This window comes from Oxalicibacterium solurbis, assembly GCF_014635845.1.
Classification (GTDB): domain Bacteria; phylum Pseudomonadota; class Gammaproteobacteria; order Burkholderiales; family Burkholderiaceae_D; genus Oxalicibacterium; species Oxalicibacterium solurbis.
The window spans coordinates 1,089,192-1,107,749 of record NZ_BMDP01000001.1; the positions used below are offsets into that span (position 1 = coordinate 1,089,192).

The following is an 18,558-nucleotide window of genomic DNA, read 5'->3' on the forward strand; positions in this document are numbered from 1 at the left end:
GTTTTTCCTGAATGTAATCGAATGAATGTTTGTCGAATAAATGATGCGAACAGTGCGCCGTCAGTCCACCAGCACGACCATCTTTCCCTTGCCCTGATTGGCTTCCATCACGCGATGCGCTTCGTGGATTTCATTGAAATGAAAAACGCGCGACGGCCTCGCGACATAGCGCCCTTCCGCCACGTCGCGTGCGATGTCCTGCAGCGGCACATCGGATAACGGGAATTGCGGTTCGCCGAACACGAAGCTGCCGAAGAAGGTCAGGTACACGCCGCTGGCCATCTGCAGCAGCGGATTGCAATCGGGAATCGGATCGAGTCCGCCCAGCCAGCCCGCCAGGCAGACGCGGCCGCCGCGCCGTACGATGTTCAGCGAATCCATCACGACGCTGTTGCCGACCAGATCGAGCACGGCGTCGATCCGCTTCGTATCGGGCAGTCGCGTCGATAATCCCGACCCTTCCAGTTCGCAGCGCGTGACGCCCAGGCTTTCCAGCATCGCGAAGCGTTCCTTGCTGCGTGTCGTCGCGATCACCTTCACACCGGCGTTGACCGCCATGTTGATCGCCGCCTGGCCGAACGACGATGTCGCACCGCGAATCAGCAGCGTCTGACCCGTCTTGATTTCCAGGTTGCGGAACAGGCAGGTCCACGCGGTCGCATAAGTTTCCGGCAGCGCCGCCAGCACTTCCCACGGCAGATCCGATTCGATCGACACGACGTTCTCGATCCGCACTTTCGTGTATTCGGCATAGCTGCCGTTGATCGTGCGCCCCAAGCCGCCCATCAGCGCCGCGACTTTCTGGCCGATATTGAATTCGCCGCCTGGACACGATTTGACGATGCCCACGCACTCGATGCCGGGAACCGGCATTGATTCGGCCCATTCGCCGCGACGCATGTGCATCTCCGCATGATTCAAACCGAAAGCCTTGATCTCGATGACCACATGGCCGGCTTCCGCAGTCGGTTCTGGTAGTTCCTGATAGACCAGCCCCTCGACCGGGCCGTATTCCTTGATGACGATGGCGCGCATGCTGCACTCCTTTGATGATGAATTTTGAAATGGGATGAATGAAGAGCCGAATTACGCCGCAGCGATCTGCTCCAACAGGAAGCTGCGGATTTCTCCGGCAATTTCTGTGGCATGCGTCTCCAGCGCAAAGTGACCGGTTTCGTAGAACACGACTTTTGCTTGCGGAATATCGCGCCTGAATGCTTCGGCGCCGGCCGGCAGGAAAAATGGATCGTTGCGCCCCCACACGGCCAGCAGCTTCGGCTGGTATTGGCGGAAATACGCCTGGAATTCGGGATACAGCGCGACGTTGTTTGCGTAATCGAGGAACAGATCGAGTTGCACTTCATGCGCGCCCGGCCGCGTCATGTAGAAATCGTCGAGCGAATAGCCGTCCGGCGACACCGCTTCCTTGTCGGTCACGCCATGCGTGTATTGCCACAACGTGGTTTCCGGTTGCAACAGCGCGCGCAACGCATCGCGATTGACCTGATTCGGTTCCTGCCAGTACTGGCGGATTGGATTCCAGCCCTCGCTCAACCCTTCCAGATAGGCGTTGCCGTTCTGCGTGACGATCGCGGTGACGCGTTCCGGATGCTTCAGCGCAAGACGCAGGCCGACCGGCGAGCCGTAATCGAAGATGTAGATGCCGAAACGCTGCAGTTTCAGCTCATCGGTGAAGTGCGCAATTACATTTGCCAGATCATCGAAGGTGTAGGCGAACTGTTCGCGCGGCAGCAATTGCGTCTGGCCGAAGCCGGGCAGGTCCGGCGCGATCAGGTGAAAGCGATCCGCCAGCAGCGGAATCAGGTCGCGGAACATGTGGCTGCTGCTCGGAAAACCGTGCAACAGCAGCAACACCGGATCGCCAGCGCGACCGGCTTCGCGATAGAAAACTTCCAGGCCATCGACGACGACTTTTTTATGGCGGACTTGATACATGACAGGCTCCTTGAGATGAACGATCGAATGAATAACCGGATAGGCAGTTGTCAAATAACTGCTTCAAGTACGGATTAGAGGTTATACATCACAACGTAACCTGTCAAACAAATTTTTAAGGGTTATCCAATCCGAAAAATTAAAACCAGCCACAATTTCATTAAAATCCCTTTATTTTCAACAAATTATAAATATATTCCTTGTTGTTAAAATCTTGCATATTGCTATAACGCTTGCCGCCATTACTCTTAACCGACATAAAAGTAACTTCTATTTACAATTCAAATAAGTTACTATTTGATGTAACCAAACACAGGAGCTGCACATGAAGGAAACGCTGCCGCCCGCGATCTTCATCGCCGATGCGCTCGGCCTGGATTTCCTCAATTCGGTCGCTACACCGCTGGATACGCCGGTCGAATGGCTGGGTTCCGGCGAGGATTTGCTGAACTGGCTGGCACAGGCGCAACTGGTGCCGCAGAAGGTGCTGGACGATTTCCGGCGCAGCGCCGGCCCCGGTGAACTGGATGCGATCGCCGCGCAGGCGCGCGGATTGCGCGAGTGGTTCCGGGGATTCGTGCTGGCGCACAAGGGCGAGGCCTTGCCGAAAACGGCGTTGCGCGAACTGGAACCGCTGAATCGCATCCTGGCGCGCGATGAAGGTTTCGCGCAAATCACGGAAACGGATACGGACGACAAACCCGGCGTGGCATGGCAACGCGAGCGGCGCTGGCGCTCGCCCGAATCGCTGCTGCTACCGATCGCCGAGGCGATGGCGCGCGTCGTCTGCGAAGAGAATTTCAGCTACGTCAAAGCCTGTGAAGGTCATGCATGCACGCTGCTGTTCGCAGACAAGACCCGCGGCCATGCGCGACGCTGGTGCAGCATGGCGATCTGCGGCAATCGCGCAAAGCAGGCGGCACATCGCGCCCGCAAGACCTGAGTCATTCAGCGGACATCTTGCCTCTTCCAGTAAAAACGGCTCCTTGCGGGAGCCGTTTTTACTATCGAAAGTCGTTCGCGTCATGCCGCACGCAACGATACCGCGTGCTTCACATCCTGCTTCAACAGATAAATCGAGGCAGCGAGCAGGACGACGTCCTTCATCAGGAACGGCACATTGCCGACCATCGCCGGAAAGCCACCGGCCGATTCCGCCCAGCCGCCCGGCATGAAAGGAATGATGGTGACCGTCATGACGAACGTCACGACCGAACCGAGTGCGCCGAGAATGCCAAGGCGGCGATGCCAGAATCCCAGGAAGATCAGTGCGCCGAACGTCCATTCCGCCACACCCAGAAACCAGCTTGCACCGCGAATACCGAAGACCGGATACATCCACGAAATCAGCGGGCCGTTGCTGATGAACGGAATCAGGATCTGCGCTTCGTATTCGAACCATTTCTGGTAACCGAAAAAGAAGAACATGATGACCATGGATGCACGCACGACGTGCAGATCGAGATCCTTTTTCAACAGGCCGGAACGGCCCAGAGTGTCGACGACGAATTGCATTTGTTTTCCCTTTGCTGCGATAAACGATGTTGCTTGTGATTGTGTTTGCGGCTGTCATGAAATCGGCGAACGCCGGCAGGACGTTCGCCGCGGGTGACGCACGCAGATCAACGCGGTGTGACAGGGAAATCCACTGTCGTGTCGTTGATGCGGTTGAAGACGTTGGTGAAAATCACCAGCGAAATCGCGAAGCTGATTTCAACCAGCTGGCGATCGGTATAACCGGCGGCCTTGATCGCATCGAATTCCGCTGCCGGAATCGTGCCGCTGGTCTGGACCAGGATGCGCACCAGATGGATCAGTGCGTCGCGCTTGGCGTCACCGGTCGGTTCGCCGCGACGGATCTTGCCGATCACATCCTGCGGCAGGCCGACCATCTTGCCGATGACCGTGTGCGCGGCTTCGCAGTAATCGCAACCGGTCAGCACGCTGACGAGCAGCTTGATGGTTTCCTGGTCCTTCTTGTCCAGCGTGCCGGCAGCCAGTGCGCCTTCGGCGGCGAGCACCGCTTTCAATGCTTCCGGGCCGTGTGCGCCGACCGCGACAAACAGGTTCGGCACGCTGCCGATGGATTTGCGGATATGTGCGTAGACTTCTGCAGTTGCGCCGGTTGCCGATTCGATGGCTGGGGTGTTGATACGGTCCATGGTGAAACTCCTTTTCAAAACAGTTGTTGTGGAGTCGTCACTTTAGGGAAGCGAAATGAGTTTTATAAGATTTAAAATACTCAATAAAATATCGATTCGTCTCACATCATTTTGCACAGGGAGAACCGCATGTCGCCACCCATCGACTGGCTGAGCCGCTTGCTGAACATGATTCCGGTCAGCGGCAGGCTGGAAATCCGCTGCGCCTACGGCGCGCCGTGGCGCGTCGGCTACGAGCCGTCGCCGCCGGGCGAACTGCCGTATCACGTGATCGTCGGCGGCAGCGCCATCCTGGAAGCGCCCGGCGAGCCGGTACGTCCATTGCAAACCGGCGACATCGTGATCCTGCCGCACGGTGCACCGCACGTCCTGCACGACGGCAGCGGCGTGCCGCCGGGGCCGGCCACCAAGCGGCCGGGACTGAACCTGACGATCACCGAAAACGGCGGCAACGGCGAACGGCTCGACATGTTGTGCGGCCGCTTCATCGTCGAACGGCCGCACGACAAGCTGCTGCGCGAATATCTGCCTCCGCTGCTGGTGGTGCCAGCCGGCCGCGAAGCGGCCTCGTCTTCGCCGACCGGCGCGCAACTGGCCGGGCTGGTGGCGATGATGCGCGCCGAAGCCGGCAACGAGAACATCGGCGGCAATGCGATGCTGAATGCCTTGTCGGCCGCATTGTTCACGCTGACGCTGCGCTTCGCCGGCGAAGCGGCGCAGACGCCGTCCGGCCTGCTGGCGCTGGCCGGCAATCCGCGTCTGGCACCAGCGCTGTCGGCGCTGTTCCACGAACCGGAGAAACCGTGGACGCTGCCGGAACTGGCCGCGCTGTGCAATATGTCGCGCGCCACCTTCGCCCGCCATTTCCAGGAAAGCATGGGCCGTTCGGCCAGCGACATGCTGACCGATATCCGCATGACGCTGGCAGCGAATGCATTGCGCAAGCCATCGGCTTCCGTTTCCGTCGTGTCGGAGACGGTCGGCTACCAGTCGGAAGCCTCGTTCCAGCGTGCCTTCAAGCAGCACATGGGCATGACGCCGGCGCGCTGGAAGCGGCAGGAAGCGGTGGCAAACTGATGTCGATTTGCGACACGGCCGGCGACGGGTAGCCGCGCAAATCTTCTACAATGGCGGGTTCTTAAAAAACGGCGCACCAGCCAGCACCCATCACGCCGGACCAACGCAATCAGGGAAGACATCCATGAGCAACAACGGCTTCGAGAAAGTCAATTCGCCCGCCAACGTGCTGTTCGCCAGCCTGATCGGCACCACCATCGAATTCTTCGACTTCTACATCTACGCGACGGCGGCGGTGCTGGTGTTTCCGCACCTGTTCTTCCCGTCTTCCGATCCGACGGCGGCGATCCTGCAATCGCTGGCGACCTTCGCGATCGCCTTCTTCGCGCGGCCGGTCGGCTCCGCCGTGTTCGGCCATTACGGCGACCGCATCGGCCGCAAGGCGACATTGGTCGCTGCATTGCTGACGATGGGCCTGTCGACGGTCGCGATCGGCCTGCTGCCGACGTATGAAACGATAGGCGCGCTGGCACCGCTGCTGCTGGCGCTGTGCCGCTTCGGCCAGGGCCTCGGCCTCGGCGGCGAATGGGGCGGCGCCGTGCTGCTGGCGACCGAAAACGCGCCGCCGGGCAAGATCGCGTGGTACGGCTGCTTCCCGCAACTGGGCGCACCGCTGGGCTTCTTCCTGTCCGGCGGCATCTTCCTGCTGCTGTCCGAATTCATGACCGACGAACAGTTCTTCAGCTACGGCTGGCGCATTCCCTTCCTCGCCAGCGCGGTGCTGGTACTGGTCGGCCTGTACGTACGATTGAAGATCACCGAGACACCGGCCTTCCAGAAAGTGATCGACGAAGGCGAACGCGTGAAGATGCCGATCGCCATCGTGTTCCGCGAACACGGCCGCATGCTGGTGCTGGGCACGGTGATCGCGCTGGCGACCTTCGTGCTGTTCTACCTGATGACGGTGTTCGCGCTGAGCTGGGGCACGACCGCGCTCGACTATTCGCGCGAAACGTTCCTGGTCCTGCAATTGTTTGCAGTGGTGTTCTTTGCGATCACGATTCCGGTGTCCGCACTGTTGGCCGATCGCTATGGTCGCCGCATCACGATGATCCTGGTATCGGCCGCCATCATCCTGTTCGGCCTGCTGATGGCGCCGCTGTTCGCCAAAGACAGCCTGATCGGCGTGACCTTCTTCCTGTCGCTGGGACTGGCGCTGATGGGCATGACTTACGGCCCGCTGGGCACGATGCTGTCGGAACTGTTTCCGGCATCGATCCGTTACACCGGCGTGTCGCTGACGTTCAACCTCGGCGGCATCTTCGGCGCATCGCTGGCGCCGTATGCGGCAACCTGGCTGGCCACGCATTACGGCCTGCAGTACGTCGGCTACTACCTCGCGGTTTCCGCGCTGCTGACGCTGATCGCCTTGCTGCTGGTCGGCAAGCCGCGGCACGCATAGACAGCGTTCCGTATCGCGGATTCGAATCCCTCCGTCTCCGCCGATAAATCAGAAAAGCCTTCGATTCGAATCGAAGGCTTTTCTCTTTCCGGTTTGGCATTGGAACAATCCGTCCGTACCGCTACATGAATCCGGCAACGATCATATGTGGTAAAACACACGGCACAAACACAACGCGATTGTTTCTCCGACCCGCTTCCGGCATCAGATGATGCCGCCGTTGACGCGTATCGTCTGGCCATTGATCCATGCGCCATCCGGACCGGCCAACACAGACACGGCGGCAGCGATGTCTTCCGGTTGGCCGAGCCGCTCCAGCGGCGCGAGTTTGGCAAGACGATCGATCACGTCCTGCGGCTTGCCGTCGAGGAAGAGACTGGTCGCCGTCGGGCCGGGCGCGACCGTGTTGACCGTGATGTTGCGGCCGCGCAGTTCCCTGGTCAGCACATGCGTCATCGCTTCGACGCCGGCCTTGGTAGCCGCGTAGACCGCATAGGTCGGCTGGTACAAACCCACCACGCTGGACGACAGGTTGACGATGCGGCCGCCGCTGCGCAGGCGGCGCGCCGCTTCGCGCAAGGTGTTGAACGTACCCTTCAGGTTGATCGCGATCTGGCTGTCGAACAGCGCATCGTCGCTGTCGGCCAGGTTCGCCAGTTTCATGATGCCGGCGTTGTTGACCAGTACGTCGACACCGCCGTATGCCGCTTCGGTCGCATCGAACATGCGGGCCACGGCGGCCGCATCGCTGACATTCGCCTGCGCCGCGATCGCGGTGCCGCCAGCGCGTTCGATGTCCTGCACCACCACTTCGGCCGCCTGTGCGCTGCCGGCATAGTTGACGACGACGATGAAACCGTCCGCCGCCAGGCGTTGTGCAATGGCGGCGCCGATGCCGCGCGCCGCGCCGGTGACGATCGCGACCTTGTTGTTTTGCGTTGCACTCATGTTTTTCTCCTTCGGTTTGTTCGTAGTTTGTTCGTGGCTTGTCCGTAAGTTGTCGACGATTTGTCGCTATCGGCTGTCAAGCTCGATACCGATATCAGCGACGCCGTGATCACACTATGGCAGCCGGCCGGAGAAAAATAATCTATGCTAAATTGCCATCACTATTCCATTTAAACGAACAATAACCAGTAAGCTACGCCAATGGACAAACTCGATGCCATGCGGCTGTTCACGCGCATCGTGGAGCGCCGCAGCTTCACGCTGGCGGCGAACGACACCGGCGTGCCGCGCTCGACGGTCACGCAGGTGATCCGGCAACTGGAAGAAAGACTGGGCGTACGACTGCTGCAGCGAACCACGCGCACGGTGAAACCGACGCTGGACGGCGAGGCGTACTACCGCCGTTGTCTGGCAATTCTCGATGACGTCGAAGATGCCGAAGGCGCATTCAGCGGCGCGATGCCGAAAGGCATGCTGCGCGTGGAAGTGCAAGGCACGCTGGCACGCCATTTCCTGATGCCGGCGTTGCCGGCTTTTTTCGCGCAGCATCCCGAAATCGAACTGTCGATGAGCGAAAGCGACCGCTGGGTCGATCTGGTACAGGAAGGCATGGATTGCGCGCTGCGTTACGGCAAGCTGCCGGACAGCGACCTGATCGCGCGCCAGGTGGCGATGCTGGAGCGCGTGACCTGCGGCACGCCGGAATACTTCGACAAGTACGGCATGCCGACCGACATCTCCTCGTTCGACGGTCATCGCATGGTCGGCATCCGCCTGATCTCGACCGGCAGTCTGATGCCATTGGAATTCACCGGCGGCGCAGCGCACGAAAGCGTGATGCTGCCGGCGACCTTGTCGGTCACCGGACCGGAAAGCTATCTGGCCGGCATCCGTCTCGGGCTGGGAATCGCGCAAGTGCCGCGATTCCATATCGAGGAAGACCTGAAAAGCGGCCGGCTGGTCACCGTACTGCACGATCGCCCGCCGCCATCGGCGCCGGTGTCGCTGGTCTATCCGCGCAACCGGCAGTTGTCGCCGCGCGTGCGCGTGTTTCTCGATTGGGCGACGCAGGAATTCGCGCGGAAGAATTCGCCGGTAACGACCGATGTTTCACAACATCATGCGTGAAACTTTTTCGCGAAACCTCTCCGCAAAATCTGCGGCGGCATCCGGCAAGCGTGACGCAGATCGGGCGAACCAGGATCCAAGGCTGCTGCGCCGCCTGCTGCGCGCCAAGGACAGGATGGACGCGGCGTCGCACGAAGCATGGCCGGTCGCACGTTTGGCGGAAGTAAGCGACGTGTCCGCCGACCACTTTGCCCACGCCTTCAAGCAGGCCTTCGGCATTCCGCCGCATCGCTATCTGCTGACGCGACGCATCGAACGCGCGACGGCGCTGCTGCGCGATACGAAACTGTCGATCACCGACATTGCATTTCAAACCGGATGGGAAAGCCTGGGTACATTCGGTCGTACCTTTCGCGATATCACTGGCGAAAGTCCGAGTGCGAACCGGGCGCGTGCAAAAGCGGCGATGCAAGGATTGGCGGAAGTGCCGGGCTGCATCGTCGCCGCATCGCATCGCCCCGATCTCACGATCGCAGTTTCGGAGAAGCGACGCCAGACAGCGGCCGGTATAAAGAAACCCTCTTCAAAAAAGGAGGTTCCATGAAACAAGGTATTCAAGTGGTCGGGCTGTATGTGCGGGATCAGGACGAAGCGCTAGCCTTCTACGTCGACAAGCTTGGCTTCCGCATTCACACGGATGTCAGGAACGGCGACTATCGCTGGCTGACGGTGCAGCATCCGGATCAACCGTCATTCCAACTTGGCCTATTCTTGCCTGGACCGCCGGTGCTGGATGCAGCGACGGCGCAAGCCGCCCGCGAGCTCGTCGCAAAAGGCGCGATGCCGCCGCTGGTACTGGCCGTCGATGACTGCCGCGCCGCTTGCAATCGCATGCATGCGCAGGGTGTGGAATTTACGCAGGACCCCGTCGAACGCTACGGCACCGTCGATGCCGGTTTTCGCGATCCTTCCGGCAATGGGTGGAAGATGATCGAGGTACGTTCGAAGTAGGTCGCGCAGGCAAAGCAGATATCAAGGCACGATGAAGCGCCCGCCTCCATCGTGCGCAAGTCAGCCGTTGACAACCAGTTCCTCGTCCACCTCCTCGCCGAGGAATCCGCCACTCTGGTGTGCCCACAGGCGTGCATACAAACCGCCCTGCGCCAGCAGTTCGCGATGCGTGCCTTCTTCGACGATGCGTCCCTTGTCCAACACGATCAGTCGATCCATCGCCGCAATCGTCGATAGCCGGTGCGCAATGGCGACCACCGTCTTGCCTTCCATCAGGTTGTACAGGCTGGCCTGGATCGCCGCCTCCGCTTCCGAATCGAGCGCGCTGGTCGCTTCGTCGAGCAGCAGGATGGGCGCATCCTTCAGCATCACGCGCGCGATCGCGATGCGCTGGCGTTGACCGCCGGACAGTTTCACGCCACGTTCACCGACGTGCGCGTCGTAACCGACGCGGCCTTTGGCGTCGCCCAGCGTGCCAATGAATTCGTGCGCTTCGGCGCGCTTGGCGGCATCGACCATGTCGTGCTCGTCTGCATCGGGACGGCCATAGAGAATGTTGTCGCGCACCGAGCGATGCAGCAGCGACGTATCCTGCGTCACCATGCCGATCTGCGCGCGCAGGCTGTTTTGCGTCACGTGCGCAACGTCCTGGCCGTCGATCAGAATGCGACCTTCTTCCAGATCGTAGAAGCGCAGCAGCAGGTTGACGATGGTCGACTTGCCGGCACCGGAACGACCGACCAGACCGACTTTCTCGCCGGCGCGTATCGTCAGGTTGAATCCTGCGATGACGGGACGGCCGCTACCGTACGAGAAGCCGACCTCGTCGAATTTCAGTTCGCCTTTCGTCACCTTCAACGGCACGGCGTCGGCCGCATCGGTCACTGCATGGTGGCGCGACAGCGTGTTGATACCGTCCTGCACGGTGCCGACCTGCTCGAACAGCGATGCCATTTCCCACATCACCCAGTGCGACATGCCGTTCAGCCGCAAGGCCATCGCGGTTGCCGCCGCCACTGCGCCGACACCGATCTGCCCCAGCGTCCACAGCCACAACGCCACACCCGCAGTGCCGAGAATCAGCAGCATGCTGAGCGTGTGGTTGACGACTTCGAAGCCGCTGACCAGTCGCATCTGGCCATGCACCGTCACCAGGAATTCCTTCATCGCGCTGCGGGCATAACCGGCTTCACGGCCGGCGTGCGAAAACAGTTTGACGGTGCCGATGTTGGTGTACGCATCGGTGATGCGGCCCGTCATCAGCGAGCGCGCATCGGCCTGCATGCGCGACACCTTGCCCAGCCGCGGCACGAACCATTTCAGCGCAATCGCGTAACAGGTCGCCCATGCCAGAAACGGCACCAGTAGCCAGCGGTCGAAAGTGCCGACCACGCTGGTCAGCGTGACGAAATAGATGACGACAAAGACGAGAATGTCGCCGGTGATCATGCAGACGTCGCGCACTGCCAGCGCGGTCTGCATCACCTTGGCGGCGATGCGGCCGGCAAACTCGTCCTGATAGAAACCCATGCTCTGGTTCAGCATCAGCCGGTGGAAATTCCAGCGCAGCTGCATCGGGAAATTGCCGGCCAGCGTCTGGTGCTTGAAGAAAGTCTGCAAGGCGACCAGCACCGTGCTCAGCAGCACGATGCCGCCGAGCAGCAGCAATGTGCCGCGTTCCTGCTGCCACAACTGCGCCGGCTCGACCTTGCCGAGCCAGTCGACCACATGTCCCATCATCGCGAACAGCAGCGCCTCGAAGGCACCGGTCATCGCGGTCAGCAGCGTCATCGCGAGGATGTAGCGGCGCGCACCCTTGGTGCAGGCCCAGATGAACGCGACGAAGCCCGAAGGCGGCGTGGCGGGTTGCGCATCCTGATACGGATGCAGCAGGTTTTCAAACCAGCGAAGCATGCATTTCTCCAAATCGGTCCGGCACGCGGGAATTTTTATGTTTCGCGCATACGGGACGCACGGCAGGGACAGCAAAGGCGGACGATCGGGGCGCACGCAAGGCATTGCAGACAACGAACAGCACGCGGCGAACGGCAGAAGACGAAATTCTTGCACATCCCCGGCATCGGTGCATTGCATGCCGGCCATCGATAATCATCAACAAACGCGATGCGATGCAACGATCCGCAATCAGCCATGCGCAACCGTGCATGAGAGCGCAGGGCCATCCGTCCATACCGGCACACAGCGGGACACGACCATACGCATCGTTGCATCCGACGTATGCGGACGATCGCCGTACATCATCCACGATGCGTGAAATTTTCGTTAAATTGCCTGCCGGCACGAAGGCGTGTCTGGTATCATGCGCAGGGTAGTTGTCCGGCGAAATACACAGAGCAATCGCGTTTTTGGCCGGCCTTCCGGCATGAAGCAATCTGCATCATGCCTCACCGACACCGGATATCGGACGATCGAATTTCATTCGGCCCGACCGATGTTCCACAAATACCAGTACATTTCCCGATACAGGACGCACCCGCAGGCAGCGTCCGTTCGGCTCGGCAGCAAAACCATGCAAGTGCACCAGGCAAGAAAGACGGCAGAAGGCAATCCGCCTGCCTGCTGTCTACCCGGGACGGCGCTGCACGGCTTGCACGTCATCGCATGCGATCGTAAAAGAAGGAGAACTGCACAGACAACCGGTTGTACACAGCGGTCCGAACGAGACGCCGCCGCCGGCGAAATTCGCTCGTCGATCTGCATTCCGTAAAACCCGTGCCGTCCGGCGTTGTCCGACCGGCTGTTATTCCTGGATGTTTTCCTGCGCATGCCTATAGTTGCCCCCGAATCCCTGCTGCTTCTTTCTCTGATCGCGGTTCCCTTCCTGGGAAGCGTCGTCGCCGCCTGCATGCCGGCCGATGCGCGCAACCGGGAATCGCTGCTGGCCGGCGGCGTCGCACTGTACGGCCTGCTGGTCGCCATTTATCTGTATCAGTACATCGGCGACGGCCAGACCGTCCGCTATTCGGCCGAATGGATACCGGCCTTCGGCCTTGAGTTTTTATTACGCCTCGACGGACTGGCCTGGCTGTTCGTGATGCTGGTGCTGGGCGTCGGCCTGCTGGTGGTGCTGTATGCGCGCTACTACATGTCCGACGAAGACCCGGTGCCGCGCTTCTTTGCCTTCCTGCTCGCCTTCATGGGTTCGATGCTGGGCGTGGTCCTGTCGGGCAACCTGATCCAGCTCGTGGTGTTCTGGGAACTGACGAGCGTCACCTCCTTCCTGCTGATCGGCTACTGGCATCACCGCATCGACGCGCGGCGCGGCGCGCGCATGGCGTTCACGGTGACGGCCACCGGCGGCCTGTGCCTGCTGTGCGGCGTGCTGATCCTCGGCCACATCGCCGGCAGTTACGATCTCGATGCGGTGCTGGCGGCGGGCGACACGATACGCGAGCACAAGCTCTATCTGGCTGCACTGGTGCTGATCGGCCTCGGCGCGCTGACCAAGAGTGCGCAGTTCCCTTTCCATTTCTGGCTGCCGCATGCGATGGCGGCGCCAACGCCGGTATCGTCCTATCTGCATTCGGCGACCATGGTGAAGGCTGGCATCTTCCTGCTGATGCGCCTGTGGCCGGCATTGTCGGGCACACCGGAATGGACCTGGCTGATCGCCGGCGCCGGCGTCTGCACACTGCTGATCGGTTCCTTCGTCGCCATCTTCCAGCATGACCTGAAAGGCTTGCTGGCCTATTCGACCATCAGTCATCTCGGCCTGATCACCACGCTGCTCGGCATCGGCACGCCGCTGGGCGTGGTGGCCGCCATCTTCCATACGCTGAACCACGCGATCTTCAAGGCTTCGCTGTTCATGGCGGCCGGCATCATCGATCACGAAACCGGCACGCGCGACATGCGCGTGCTGCGCGGCCTGCGCAAGGCCTTGCCGATCACCGGCACGCTGGCGATCGTGGCCAGCGCTTCGATGGCCGGCGTGCCGCTGCTCAACGGTTTCCTGTCCAAGGAAATGTTCTTCGCCGAAACACTGATCGTCGGCGGCAACGACAACTGGTGGATGTCGTATGCCGCAGTGGCGATGGGCATCTTCAGCGTCGCCTATTCGCTGCGCTTCATCAGCGTGTTCTTCGGCAAACTGCCCGACGATCTGCCCAAGGAACCGCACGAGCCGCCGCGCTGGATGCGCTTTCCGGTGGAACTGCTCGTGTTGCTGTGCCTGGTGGTCGGCATCATTCCCGGCATCAGCGCCGGTCCTTACCTGCATCAAGCGGTGGAAGCCGTGCTCGGCGCGCAGACGCCTGAGTACAGCCTCGCGATGTGGCATGGCTTCAACCTGCCGCTGGTGATGAGCTTCGTCGCGCTCGGCGGCGGCATCCTGTTCTACATCATCCTGCGCAAATATTTCACGCTGCAGCAGCGCGCCGACGTACCGGTGCTGTACCGCCTGTCAGGTGCGCAGGCCTACGAAACCACCATGCTGCGCCTGACTTCGAGCGCCAGCCTGCTGCTGAAATGGCTGAGCACGCGCCGCCTGCAACCGCAGCTGTTCCTGATGATCGCGGCCATGCTGGCGGTGCCGTATCTGCTGGTCGGACCGATACCGCTGTTGAAGCCGGCCGCCTTCGCCGATATCGATCCGCTGTTCGCCATCACCTGGGTGGTCGGTTGCGCCTGCGCCGTCACGGCAGCGTGGCAGGCCAAGTACCATCGTCTGGCCGCGCTGATCCTGGTCGGCGGCGTCGGCGTGGTCGTCAGCATGACCTTCCTCTGGCTGTCGGCTCCCGATCTGGCGCTGACACAGCTGATGGTCGAAACCGTCACCACCGTGCTGATCCTGCTCGGCCTGCGCTGGCTGCCGCGCCGCCTGCCGCCGAAGGAATTACAGGATGGCCTGCAGATTCCGCGTTCGGTCTGGCTGCGCCGTTCGCGCGATCTCGGACTGGCGATGCTCGGCGGCCTCGCCATCGCCGGCATCAGCTACACGGTGCTGATGCATCCGCAACCGGACAGCATCGGCAACTATTTCCTCGCGCGCGCGCTGCCTGAAGGCGGCGGCACCAATGTCGTCAATGTGCTGCTGGTGGATTTCCGCGGCTTCGACACGATGGGCGAAATCACCGTGCTGTCCATCGTCGCGCTGACCGTCTATGCGCTGCTGCGCCGCTTCCGCCCGGCGCCGGAAAGCATCGTCATTCCAGAACAGCAGAGCAACAACGTCGACCCTGCCGCATCGCAAACGCCGGCCGAGCAGTTCGAGCACGGGCATCTGCACATTCCGGGCGTATATCTGCGCTTCCTGCTGCCGTTCATGGGCGTCATCGTCGTCTACTTCTTCATGCGCGGCCACAACCTGCCGGGCGGCGGCTTCGTCGCCGGCCTGATCTTCTCGGTCGCCATCATCGTGCAGCACATGATCGCCGGCACCGCATGGATGGAAGAACACATCCGCCTGCGTCCGCTGCGCTGGATTTCATGGGGACTGTTGACGGCCTGCGCGACCGGCCTCGGCGCGCTCGCATTCGGCTTCCCGTTCCTGACCAGTCATACCGCGCATCTGCATCTGCCGCTGCTGGGCGAAGTGCACGTGCCGAGCGCCTTCGTGTTCGATCTCGGCGTGTTTTTCGTCGTGGTCGGTTCCACCATGCTGATCCTCATCGCGCTGGCGCACCAGACCGTCCGCAGCCGCCGTCCGCAGGCGGGTGCTCCCGATACCGTTGTTCTACCCAAGCGAGAGGTACTCTGATGGAAATTGTCATTTCTCTCGCCATCGGCGTGCTGTTCGGCTCCGGCATCTGGCTGATCCTGCGTCCGCGCAGCTTCCAGGTGCTGACGGGCCTGATGCTGATGTCGTATGCCGTCAACCTCTTCATCTTCATCATGGGCCGCCTGTGGGTCGACAAGGCGCCGCTGACGCTGGGCGGCGGCACTGTCGATCCGACCATGTACAGCGATCCGCTGCCGCAGGCGCTGGTGCTGACGGCGATCGTGATCGGCTTCGCCACCACCGCGCTCTATCTGGTCGTGATGATCGGTTCGCGCGGCCTGACCGGCACCGACCACGTCGACGGCGAGGAGCCCGATCAATGAATCTGCATTGGGTCCAGCAACTGATCATCCTGCCGGTGCTGCTACCGCTGCTGTGCGGCGCCGTGCTGACCATGATCAATGAAAATCGCCACCATCTGAAATTCGGCATCAACTTCGCCGCCGTCGCGATCCAGTTCGTCATCGCCGTCAGCCTGATGCAGCTGACCGACAGCGGCATGTGGCACGACGGCATCGGCATCTATCTGGCCGCCAACTGGTCGGCGCCGTTCGGCATCGCGCTCGCCGCCGACCGCCTGGCTGCGCTGATGCTGCTGCTGACTTCGCTAATGGCCGGCGCGGCGCTGCTGTTTTCGGCCACCCGCTGGAGCCGCATCGGCGTGCACTTCCACTCGCTGTTCCAATTCCTGCTGATGGGCATCAACGGCGCCTTCCTGACGCACGACCTGTTCAATCTGTTCGTGTTCTTCGAAGTCATGCTGGCGGCTTCCTACGGCCTGCTGCTGCATGGTTACAACGCGACACGCCTGCGCGCCGGCATGCAGTACATCGCGATCAATCTCGCCGCTTCGCTGCTGTTCCTGATCGGCGTGGCGCTGATCTACGCCAGCAGCGGCACCCTCAATATGGCCGATCTGGCCGGCCGCATCGGCAGCATCACCGGCGAGGACCTGTTCCTGCTGAAGACCGGCGTGGCCGTGCTGGCGATCGCCTTCCTGACCAAGAGCGCGATGTGGCCGCTCGGCTTCTGGCTGCCGACGACGTACTCCGCCGCCTCGCCGCCGGTCGCCGCCATGCTGGTACTGATGACCAAGGTCGGCGCCTATGTCGTGCTACGTGTGTGGCTGCTGGTGTTCTCGTCCGACGCCGGCGAAGCAGCAGGCTACGGCTACACGGCGCTGCTATGGGGCGGCATGGCGACCATCCTGTTCGGCGCCGCCGGCATGCTGGCCAGCGAAGCACTCGGCCGCATGGCCGGCTATGCCGCCATCGTTTCGTCCGGCACGCTGCTGGCCGTGGTCGGCTACGGGCAGGCATCGCTGGTGACGGCCGGTCTCTACTATCTGCTCGGCTCGACGCTGGCGGTCGGCGCCTTCATGCTGCTGATCGAATTGATCGAACGCATCCGCAAACCCGGTGCTTCGATATTGGCGGTGACGATGGAAGCATTCGCCGTCGACGAAGCGCCGGAAGAAACCGCCGGCGTCGGCATTCCGGGCGCGCTGGCCTTTCTCGGCCTGGCCTTTGCCGGCTGCGCACTGGTGATCACCGGCCTGCCGCCGCTGTCGGGCTTCGTCGCCAAGTTCGGCATGTTCCATGCGCTGCTGCATCCTGACGATCCGAATATCCTGATCAGCGGCACCACCTGGGCATTGATGGCACTGATCGTGTTTTCCGGGCTGACCGCCATCATCGCGCTGATGCGTTTCGGCGTGCGTACCTTCTGGGCTTCGGGCGCGATCACCGCGCCCAAACTGCATGTGACCGAGGTCGGCTCGATCATGCTGCTGCTGTTGCTGTGCGTTGCACTGACGATACAGGCAGGGCCGATGTTCGACTATCTGCAACGCACGAGTAACGATCTGCAGCGCCCCGATCACTACGTTGAACAGATCCGCTCGGCACCGGTGGTGCCGGGCGTAGTCCATCCGGGAGCGACGCCATGATCCGCCGCTGCCTGCCTTTTCCGCTCATGTCGGTCACGCTGCTGCTGACCTGGCTGCTGCTCAACCAAAGCGTCTCACCCGCCGATCTGCTGATCGGCGCCGTACTCGGCATCCTGGTTCCGCTGCTGGCGCGGCCGCTGGTGCCGGATGGCTATCCGAAACTGCACAAGCCTTTGGTGCTGTTCCGCCTGCTCGGCATGGCCGTGGTGGAAATCGTGCGCTCCTGCTTCAACGTGAGCTGGCTGATCCTGTCGCCCCGCCGCCACGGCCTGAACTCGCAATTCATCACGATCCCGCTCGACATGCACAATCCTTACGGACTGGCGCTGCTGTCGTGCCTGATCAACTCCACGCCCGGTACGGTCTGGGTCGAAATCCTGCCGGAACGGCATGAACTGGCGCTGCACGTGTTCGATCTGCACGATGCGCAATGGTGGGTCGATACCATCAAGACGCGCTACGAACAGCCGCTGATGGAAATTTTCGAACAGGAGGCATCGCAACCATGATGACCGTACTCGAACTGGCGATCGGCTTCGCCTTCTTCTGCGTCGTGATGGCAATGCTGTTTTGCACGATCCGCCTGCTGATCGGCCCGACCGTGCACGACCGCGTGCTGGCGCTCGATACGCTGTGGATGTGCGCCATGCTGCTGGCGCTCATGTTCGGCATCCGCTTCGGCAATCTCATCTACTTCGAAGCAGCGATGCTGATCGCGCTGCTCGGCTTCGTTTCCACCATTGCGCTGGCCAAGTTCATGATGCGCGGGGAGATCATCGAATGAACCACATCGCTGCAATTCCGGCCTGGGCGATCGTCCCGGTCTCGCTGCTGCTAGTAATCGGCGGCAGCATCGTGCTGATCGGCGCGCTCGGCCTGCTGCGCCTGCCGAGCTTCTACCAGCGCATCCACGGCCCGGCCATCACCGTCACGCTGGGCGCCGGCTGCCTGCTGGTGGCGTCGATGATTTATTTCACCGTGCTGCAGTCGCGCCCGGTGATCCATGAGATCATCATCTCGGTGTTCCTGCTGCTGACCGCCCCCATCGTCGCCATGATGATCATGCGCGCCGCCGTCTATCGCGACCTGCGTGCCGGCAAGAAGGATGGCGGCGGCGCCGGAGGCATCTACCGGTTTCAGGAAGAAGACGCGCAACGCAACGAGCAACACAGCGAACAAGGCAGCAACAACGAAAACCGTAACGAATAACTGCACCGAATAACGACAGCACATCACTCCGCCGCCC

The 18,558-nt window shown here is 61.4% G+C and carries 18 protein-coding genes; 12 read left to right on the plus strand and 6 right to left on the minus strand.

Going from position 1 to position 18,558, the window contains the following annotated elements:
• Positions 1 to 60 precede the first annotated feature (60 nt).
• Positions 61 to 1,035 (minus strand): zinc-binding alcohol dehydrogenase family protein, encoded by a 975-nt coding sequence (locus IEV40_RS05270; protein WP_188419872.1) that lies wholly within the window; start codon positions 1,033 to 1,035, stop codon positions 61 to 63.
• Between the two features lie 51 nt (positions 1,036 to 1,086).
• On the minus strand, positions 1,087 to 1,956 hold the full coding sequence (locus IEV40_RS05275) for an alpha/beta fold hydrolase (RefSeq protein WP_188419873.1): 870 nt from the start codon (positions 1,954 to 1,956) through the stop codon (positions 1,087 to 1,089).
• 325 nt (positions 1,957 to 2,281) lie between these two features.
• On the opposite strand from IEV40_RS05275, the gene IEV40_RS05280 reads away from it, so the two are divergent.
• Positions 2,282 to 2,899, plus strand: coding sequence for a CGNR zinc finger domain-containing protein (locus tag IEV40_RS05280; RefSeq protein ID WP_188419874.1), 618 nt, complete (start codon positions 2,282 to 2,284; stop codon positions 2,897 to 2,899).
• 80 nt (positions 2,900 to 2,979) lie between these two features.
• Here IEV40_RS05280 and IEV40_RS05285 read toward each other — a convergent pair whose 3' ends face one another.
• Together IEV40_RS05285 and IEV40_RS05290 are read right to left on the minus strand one after the other, a co-directional pair.
• Entirely contained in the window at positions 2,980 to 3,471 is a 492-nt protein-coding gene (locus IEV40_RS05285; protein WP_188419875.1) for a YkgB family protein, read from the minus strand.
• A 107-nt stretch (positions 3,472 to 3,578) separates the two neighbouring features.
• On the minus strand, positions 3,579 to 4,118 hold the full coding sequence (locus tag IEV40_RS05290) for a carboxymuconolactone decarboxylase family protein (protein WP_188419876.1): 540 nt from the start codon (positions 4,116 to 4,118) through the stop codon (positions 3,579 to 3,581).
• 129 nt (positions 4,119 to 4,247) lie between these two features.
• Between IEV40_RS05290 and IEV40_RS05295 the strand changes: the two genes are divergently transcribed.
• Both IEV40_RS05295 and IEV40_RS05300 read left to right on the plus strand, forming a co-directional pair.
• Positions 4,248 to 5,195: an AraC family transcriptional regulator gene (locus IEV40_RS05295; RefSeq protein WP_188419877.1), complete on the plus strand. Its 948-nt coding sequence runs from the start codon at positions 4,248 to 4,250 to the stop codon at positions 5,193 to 5,195.
• A gap of 124 nt (positions 5,196 to 5,319) precedes the next feature.
• A complete protein-coding gene (locus IEV40_RS05300) occupies positions 5,320 to 6,597 on the plus strand; it encodes an MFS transporter (protein ID WP_188419878.1) in 1,278 nt (425 codons plus the stop codon).
• A 204-nt stretch (positions 6,598 to 6,801) separates the two neighbouring features.
• Here IEV40_RS05300 and IEV40_RS05305 read toward each other — a convergent pair whose 3' ends face one another.
• Positions 6,802 to 7,545 (minus strand): SDR family oxidoreductase, encoded by a 744-nt coding sequence (locus tag IEV40_RS05305; RefSeq protein WP_188419879.1) that lies wholly within the window; start codon positions 7,543 to 7,545, stop codon positions 6,802 to 6,804.
• A gap of 201 nt (positions 7,546 to 7,746) precedes the next feature.
• Here IEV40_RS05305 and IEV40_RS05310 point away from each other — a divergent pair, with 201 nt between their 5' ends.
• The 3 genes from IEV40_RS05310 to IEV40_RS05320 are packed head-to-tail and all read left to right on the plus strand — an operon-like array spanning position 7,747 to position 9,624.
• Positions 7,747 to 8,673, plus strand: coding sequence for a LysR family transcriptional regulator (locus IEV40_RS05310; RefSeq protein ID WP_188419880.1), 927 nt, complete (start codon positions 7,747 to 7,749; stop codon positions 8,671 to 8,673).
• Complete coding sequence (locus tag IEV40_RS05315) at positions 8,651 to 9,217, plus strand: helix-turn-helix transcriptional regulator (protein WP_229723956.1); 567 nt, start codon at positions 8,651 to 8,653, stop codon at positions 9,215 to 9,217. The genes IEV40_RS05310 and IEV40_RS05315 overlap by 23 nt, the downstream gene beginning before the upstream one ends.
• On the plus strand, positions 9,214 to 9,624 hold the full coding sequence (locus IEV40_RS05320; RefSeq protein ID WP_188419881.1) for a VOC family protein: 411 nt from the start codon (positions 9,214 to 9,216) through the stop codon (positions 9,622 to 9,624). Before IEV40_RS05315 ends, IEV40_RS05320 begins: the two co-directional genes overlap by 4 nt.
• A gap of 60 nt (positions 9,625 to 9,684) precedes the next feature.
• Here the strand turns inward: IEV40_RS05320 and IEV40_RS05325 are convergent, their stop codons facing one another.
• Positions 9,685 to 11,538, minus strand: a complete 1,854-nt coding sequence (locus IEV40_RS05325; protein ID WP_188419882.1) for an ABC transporter ATP-binding protein — start codon at positions 11,536 to 11,538, stop codon at positions 9,685 to 9,687.
• Positions 11,539 to 12,409: 871 nt separating this feature from the next.
• Between IEV40_RS05325 and IEV40_RS05330 the strand changes: the two genes are divergently transcribed.
• The 6 genes from IEV40_RS05330 to mnhG are packed head-to-tail and all read left to right on the plus strand — an operon-like array spanning position 12,410 to position 18,521.
• Complete coding sequence (locus IEV40_RS05330) at positions 12,410 to 15,343, plus strand: monovalent cation/H+ antiporter subunit A (RefSeq protein ID WP_229723957.1); 2,934 nt, start codon at positions 12,410 to 12,412, stop codon at positions 15,341 to 15,343.
• Entirely contained in the window at positions 15,343 to 15,687 is a 345-nt protein-coding gene (locus tag IEV40_RS05335; protein ID WP_188419883.1) for a Na+/H+ antiporter subunit C, read from the plus strand. Before IEV40_RS05330 ends, IEV40_RS05335 begins: the two co-directional genes overlap by 1 nt.
• Positions 15,684 to 17,312 (plus strand): monovalent cation/H+ antiporter subunit D, encoded by a 1,629-nt coding sequence (locus IEV40_RS05340; RefSeq protein WP_188419884.1) that lies wholly within the window; start codon positions 15,684 to 15,686, stop codon positions 17,310 to 17,312. Before IEV40_RS05335 ends, IEV40_RS05340 begins: the two co-directional genes overlap by 4 nt.
• Entirely contained in the window at positions 17,309 to 17,821 is a 513-nt protein-coding gene (locus tag IEV40_RS05345; protein WP_229723958.1) for a Na+/H+ antiporter subunit E, read from the plus strand. The genes IEV40_RS05340 and IEV40_RS05345 overlap by 4 nt, the downstream gene beginning before the upstream one ends.
• Positions 17,818 to 18,096 (plus strand): K+/H+ antiporter subunit F, encoded by a 279-nt coding sequence (locus IEV40_RS05350; protein ID WP_188419885.1) that lies wholly within the window; start codon positions 17,818 to 17,820, stop codon positions 18,094 to 18,096. Before IEV40_RS05345 ends, IEV40_RS05350 begins: the two co-directional genes overlap by 4 nt.
• Positions 18,093 to 18,521, plus strand: coding sequence for a monovalent cation/H(+) antiporter subunit G (gene mnhG, locus IEV40_RS05355; protein WP_188419886.1), 429 nt, complete (start codon positions 18,093 to 18,095; stop codon positions 18,519 to 18,521). The genes IEV40_RS05350 and mnhG overlap by 4 nt, the downstream gene beginning before the upstream one ends.
• Positions 18,522 to 18,558 lie beyond the last annotated feature (37 nt).

Bases quoted from the DNA above. Each gene is read 5' to 3' on its own strand.
- IEV40_RS05315 (WP_229723956.1), top strand. From the start codon at position 8,651: ATGTTTCACAACATCATGCGTGAAACTTTTTCGCGAAACCTCTCCGCA.
- IEV40_RS05290 (WP_188419876.1), bottom strand. From the start codon at position 4,118: ATGGACCGTATCAACACCCCAGCCATCGAATCGGCAACCGGCGCAACT.
- IEV40_RS05305 (WP_188419879.1), bottom strand. From the start codon at position 7,545: ATGAGTGCAACGCAAAACAACAAGGTCGCGATCGTCACCGGCGCGGCG.
- IEV40_RS05320 (WP_188419881.1), top strand. From the start codon at position 9,214: ATGAAACAAGGTATTCAAGTGGTCGGGCTGTATGTGCGGGATCAGGAC.
- IEV40_RS05270 (WP_188419872.1), bottom strand. From the start codon at position 1,035: ATGCGCGCCATCGTCATCAAGGAATACGGCCCGGTCGAGGGGCTGGTC.
- IEV40_RS05350 (WP_188419885.1), top strand. From the start codon at position 17,818: ATGATGACCGTACTCGAACTGGCGATCGGCTTCGCCTTCTTCTGCGTC.
- IEV40_RS05295 (WP_188419877.1), top strand. From the start codon at position 4,248: ATGTCGCCACCCATCGACTGGCTGAGCCGCTTGCTGAACATGATTCCG.
- IEV40_RS05330 (WP_229723957.1), top strand. From the start codon at position 12,410: ATGCCTATAGTTGCCCCCGAATCCCTGCTGCTTCTTTCTCTGATCGCG.
- IEV40_RS05280 (WP_188419874.1), top strand. From the start codon at position 2,282: ATGAAGGAAACGCTGCCGCCCGCGATCTTCATCGCCGATGCGCTCGGC.
- IEV40_RS05335 (WP_188419883.1), top strand. From the start codon at position 15,343: ATGGAAATTGTCATTTCTCTCGCCATCGGCGTGCTGTTCGGCTCCGGC.
- IEV40_RS05340 (WP_188419884.1), top strand. From the start codon at position 15,684: ATGAATCTGCATTGGGTCCAGCAACTGATCATCCTGCCGGTGCTGCTA.
- IEV40_RS05300 (WP_188419878.1), top strand. From the start codon at position 5,320: ATGAGCAACAACGGCTTCGAGAAAGTCAATTCGCCCGCCAACGTGCTG.
- IEV40_RS05345 (WP_229723958.1), top strand. From the start codon at position 17,309: ATGATCCGCCGCTGCCTGCCTTTTCCGCTCATGTCGGTCACGCTGCTG.
- IEV40_RS05275 (WP_188419873.1), bottom strand. From the start codon at position 1,956: ATGTATCAAGTCCGCCATAAAAAAGTCGTCGTCGATGGCCTGGAAGTT.
- IEV40_RS05285 (WP_188419875.1), bottom strand. From the start codon at position 3,471: ATGCAATTCGTCGTCGACACTCTGGGCCGTTCCGGCCTGTTGAAAAAG.
- IEV40_RS05310 (WP_188419880.1), top strand. From the start codon at position 7,747: ATGGACAAACTCGATGCCATGCGGCTGTTCACGCGCATCGTGGAGCGC.
- mnhG (WP_188419886.1), top strand. From the start codon at position 18,093: ATGAACCACATCGCTGCAATTCCGGCCTGGGCGATCGTCCCGGTCTCG.
- IEV40_RS05325 (WP_188419882.1), bottom strand. From the start codon at position 11,538: ATGCTTCGCTGGTTTGAAAACCTGCTGCATCCGTATCAGGATGCGCAA.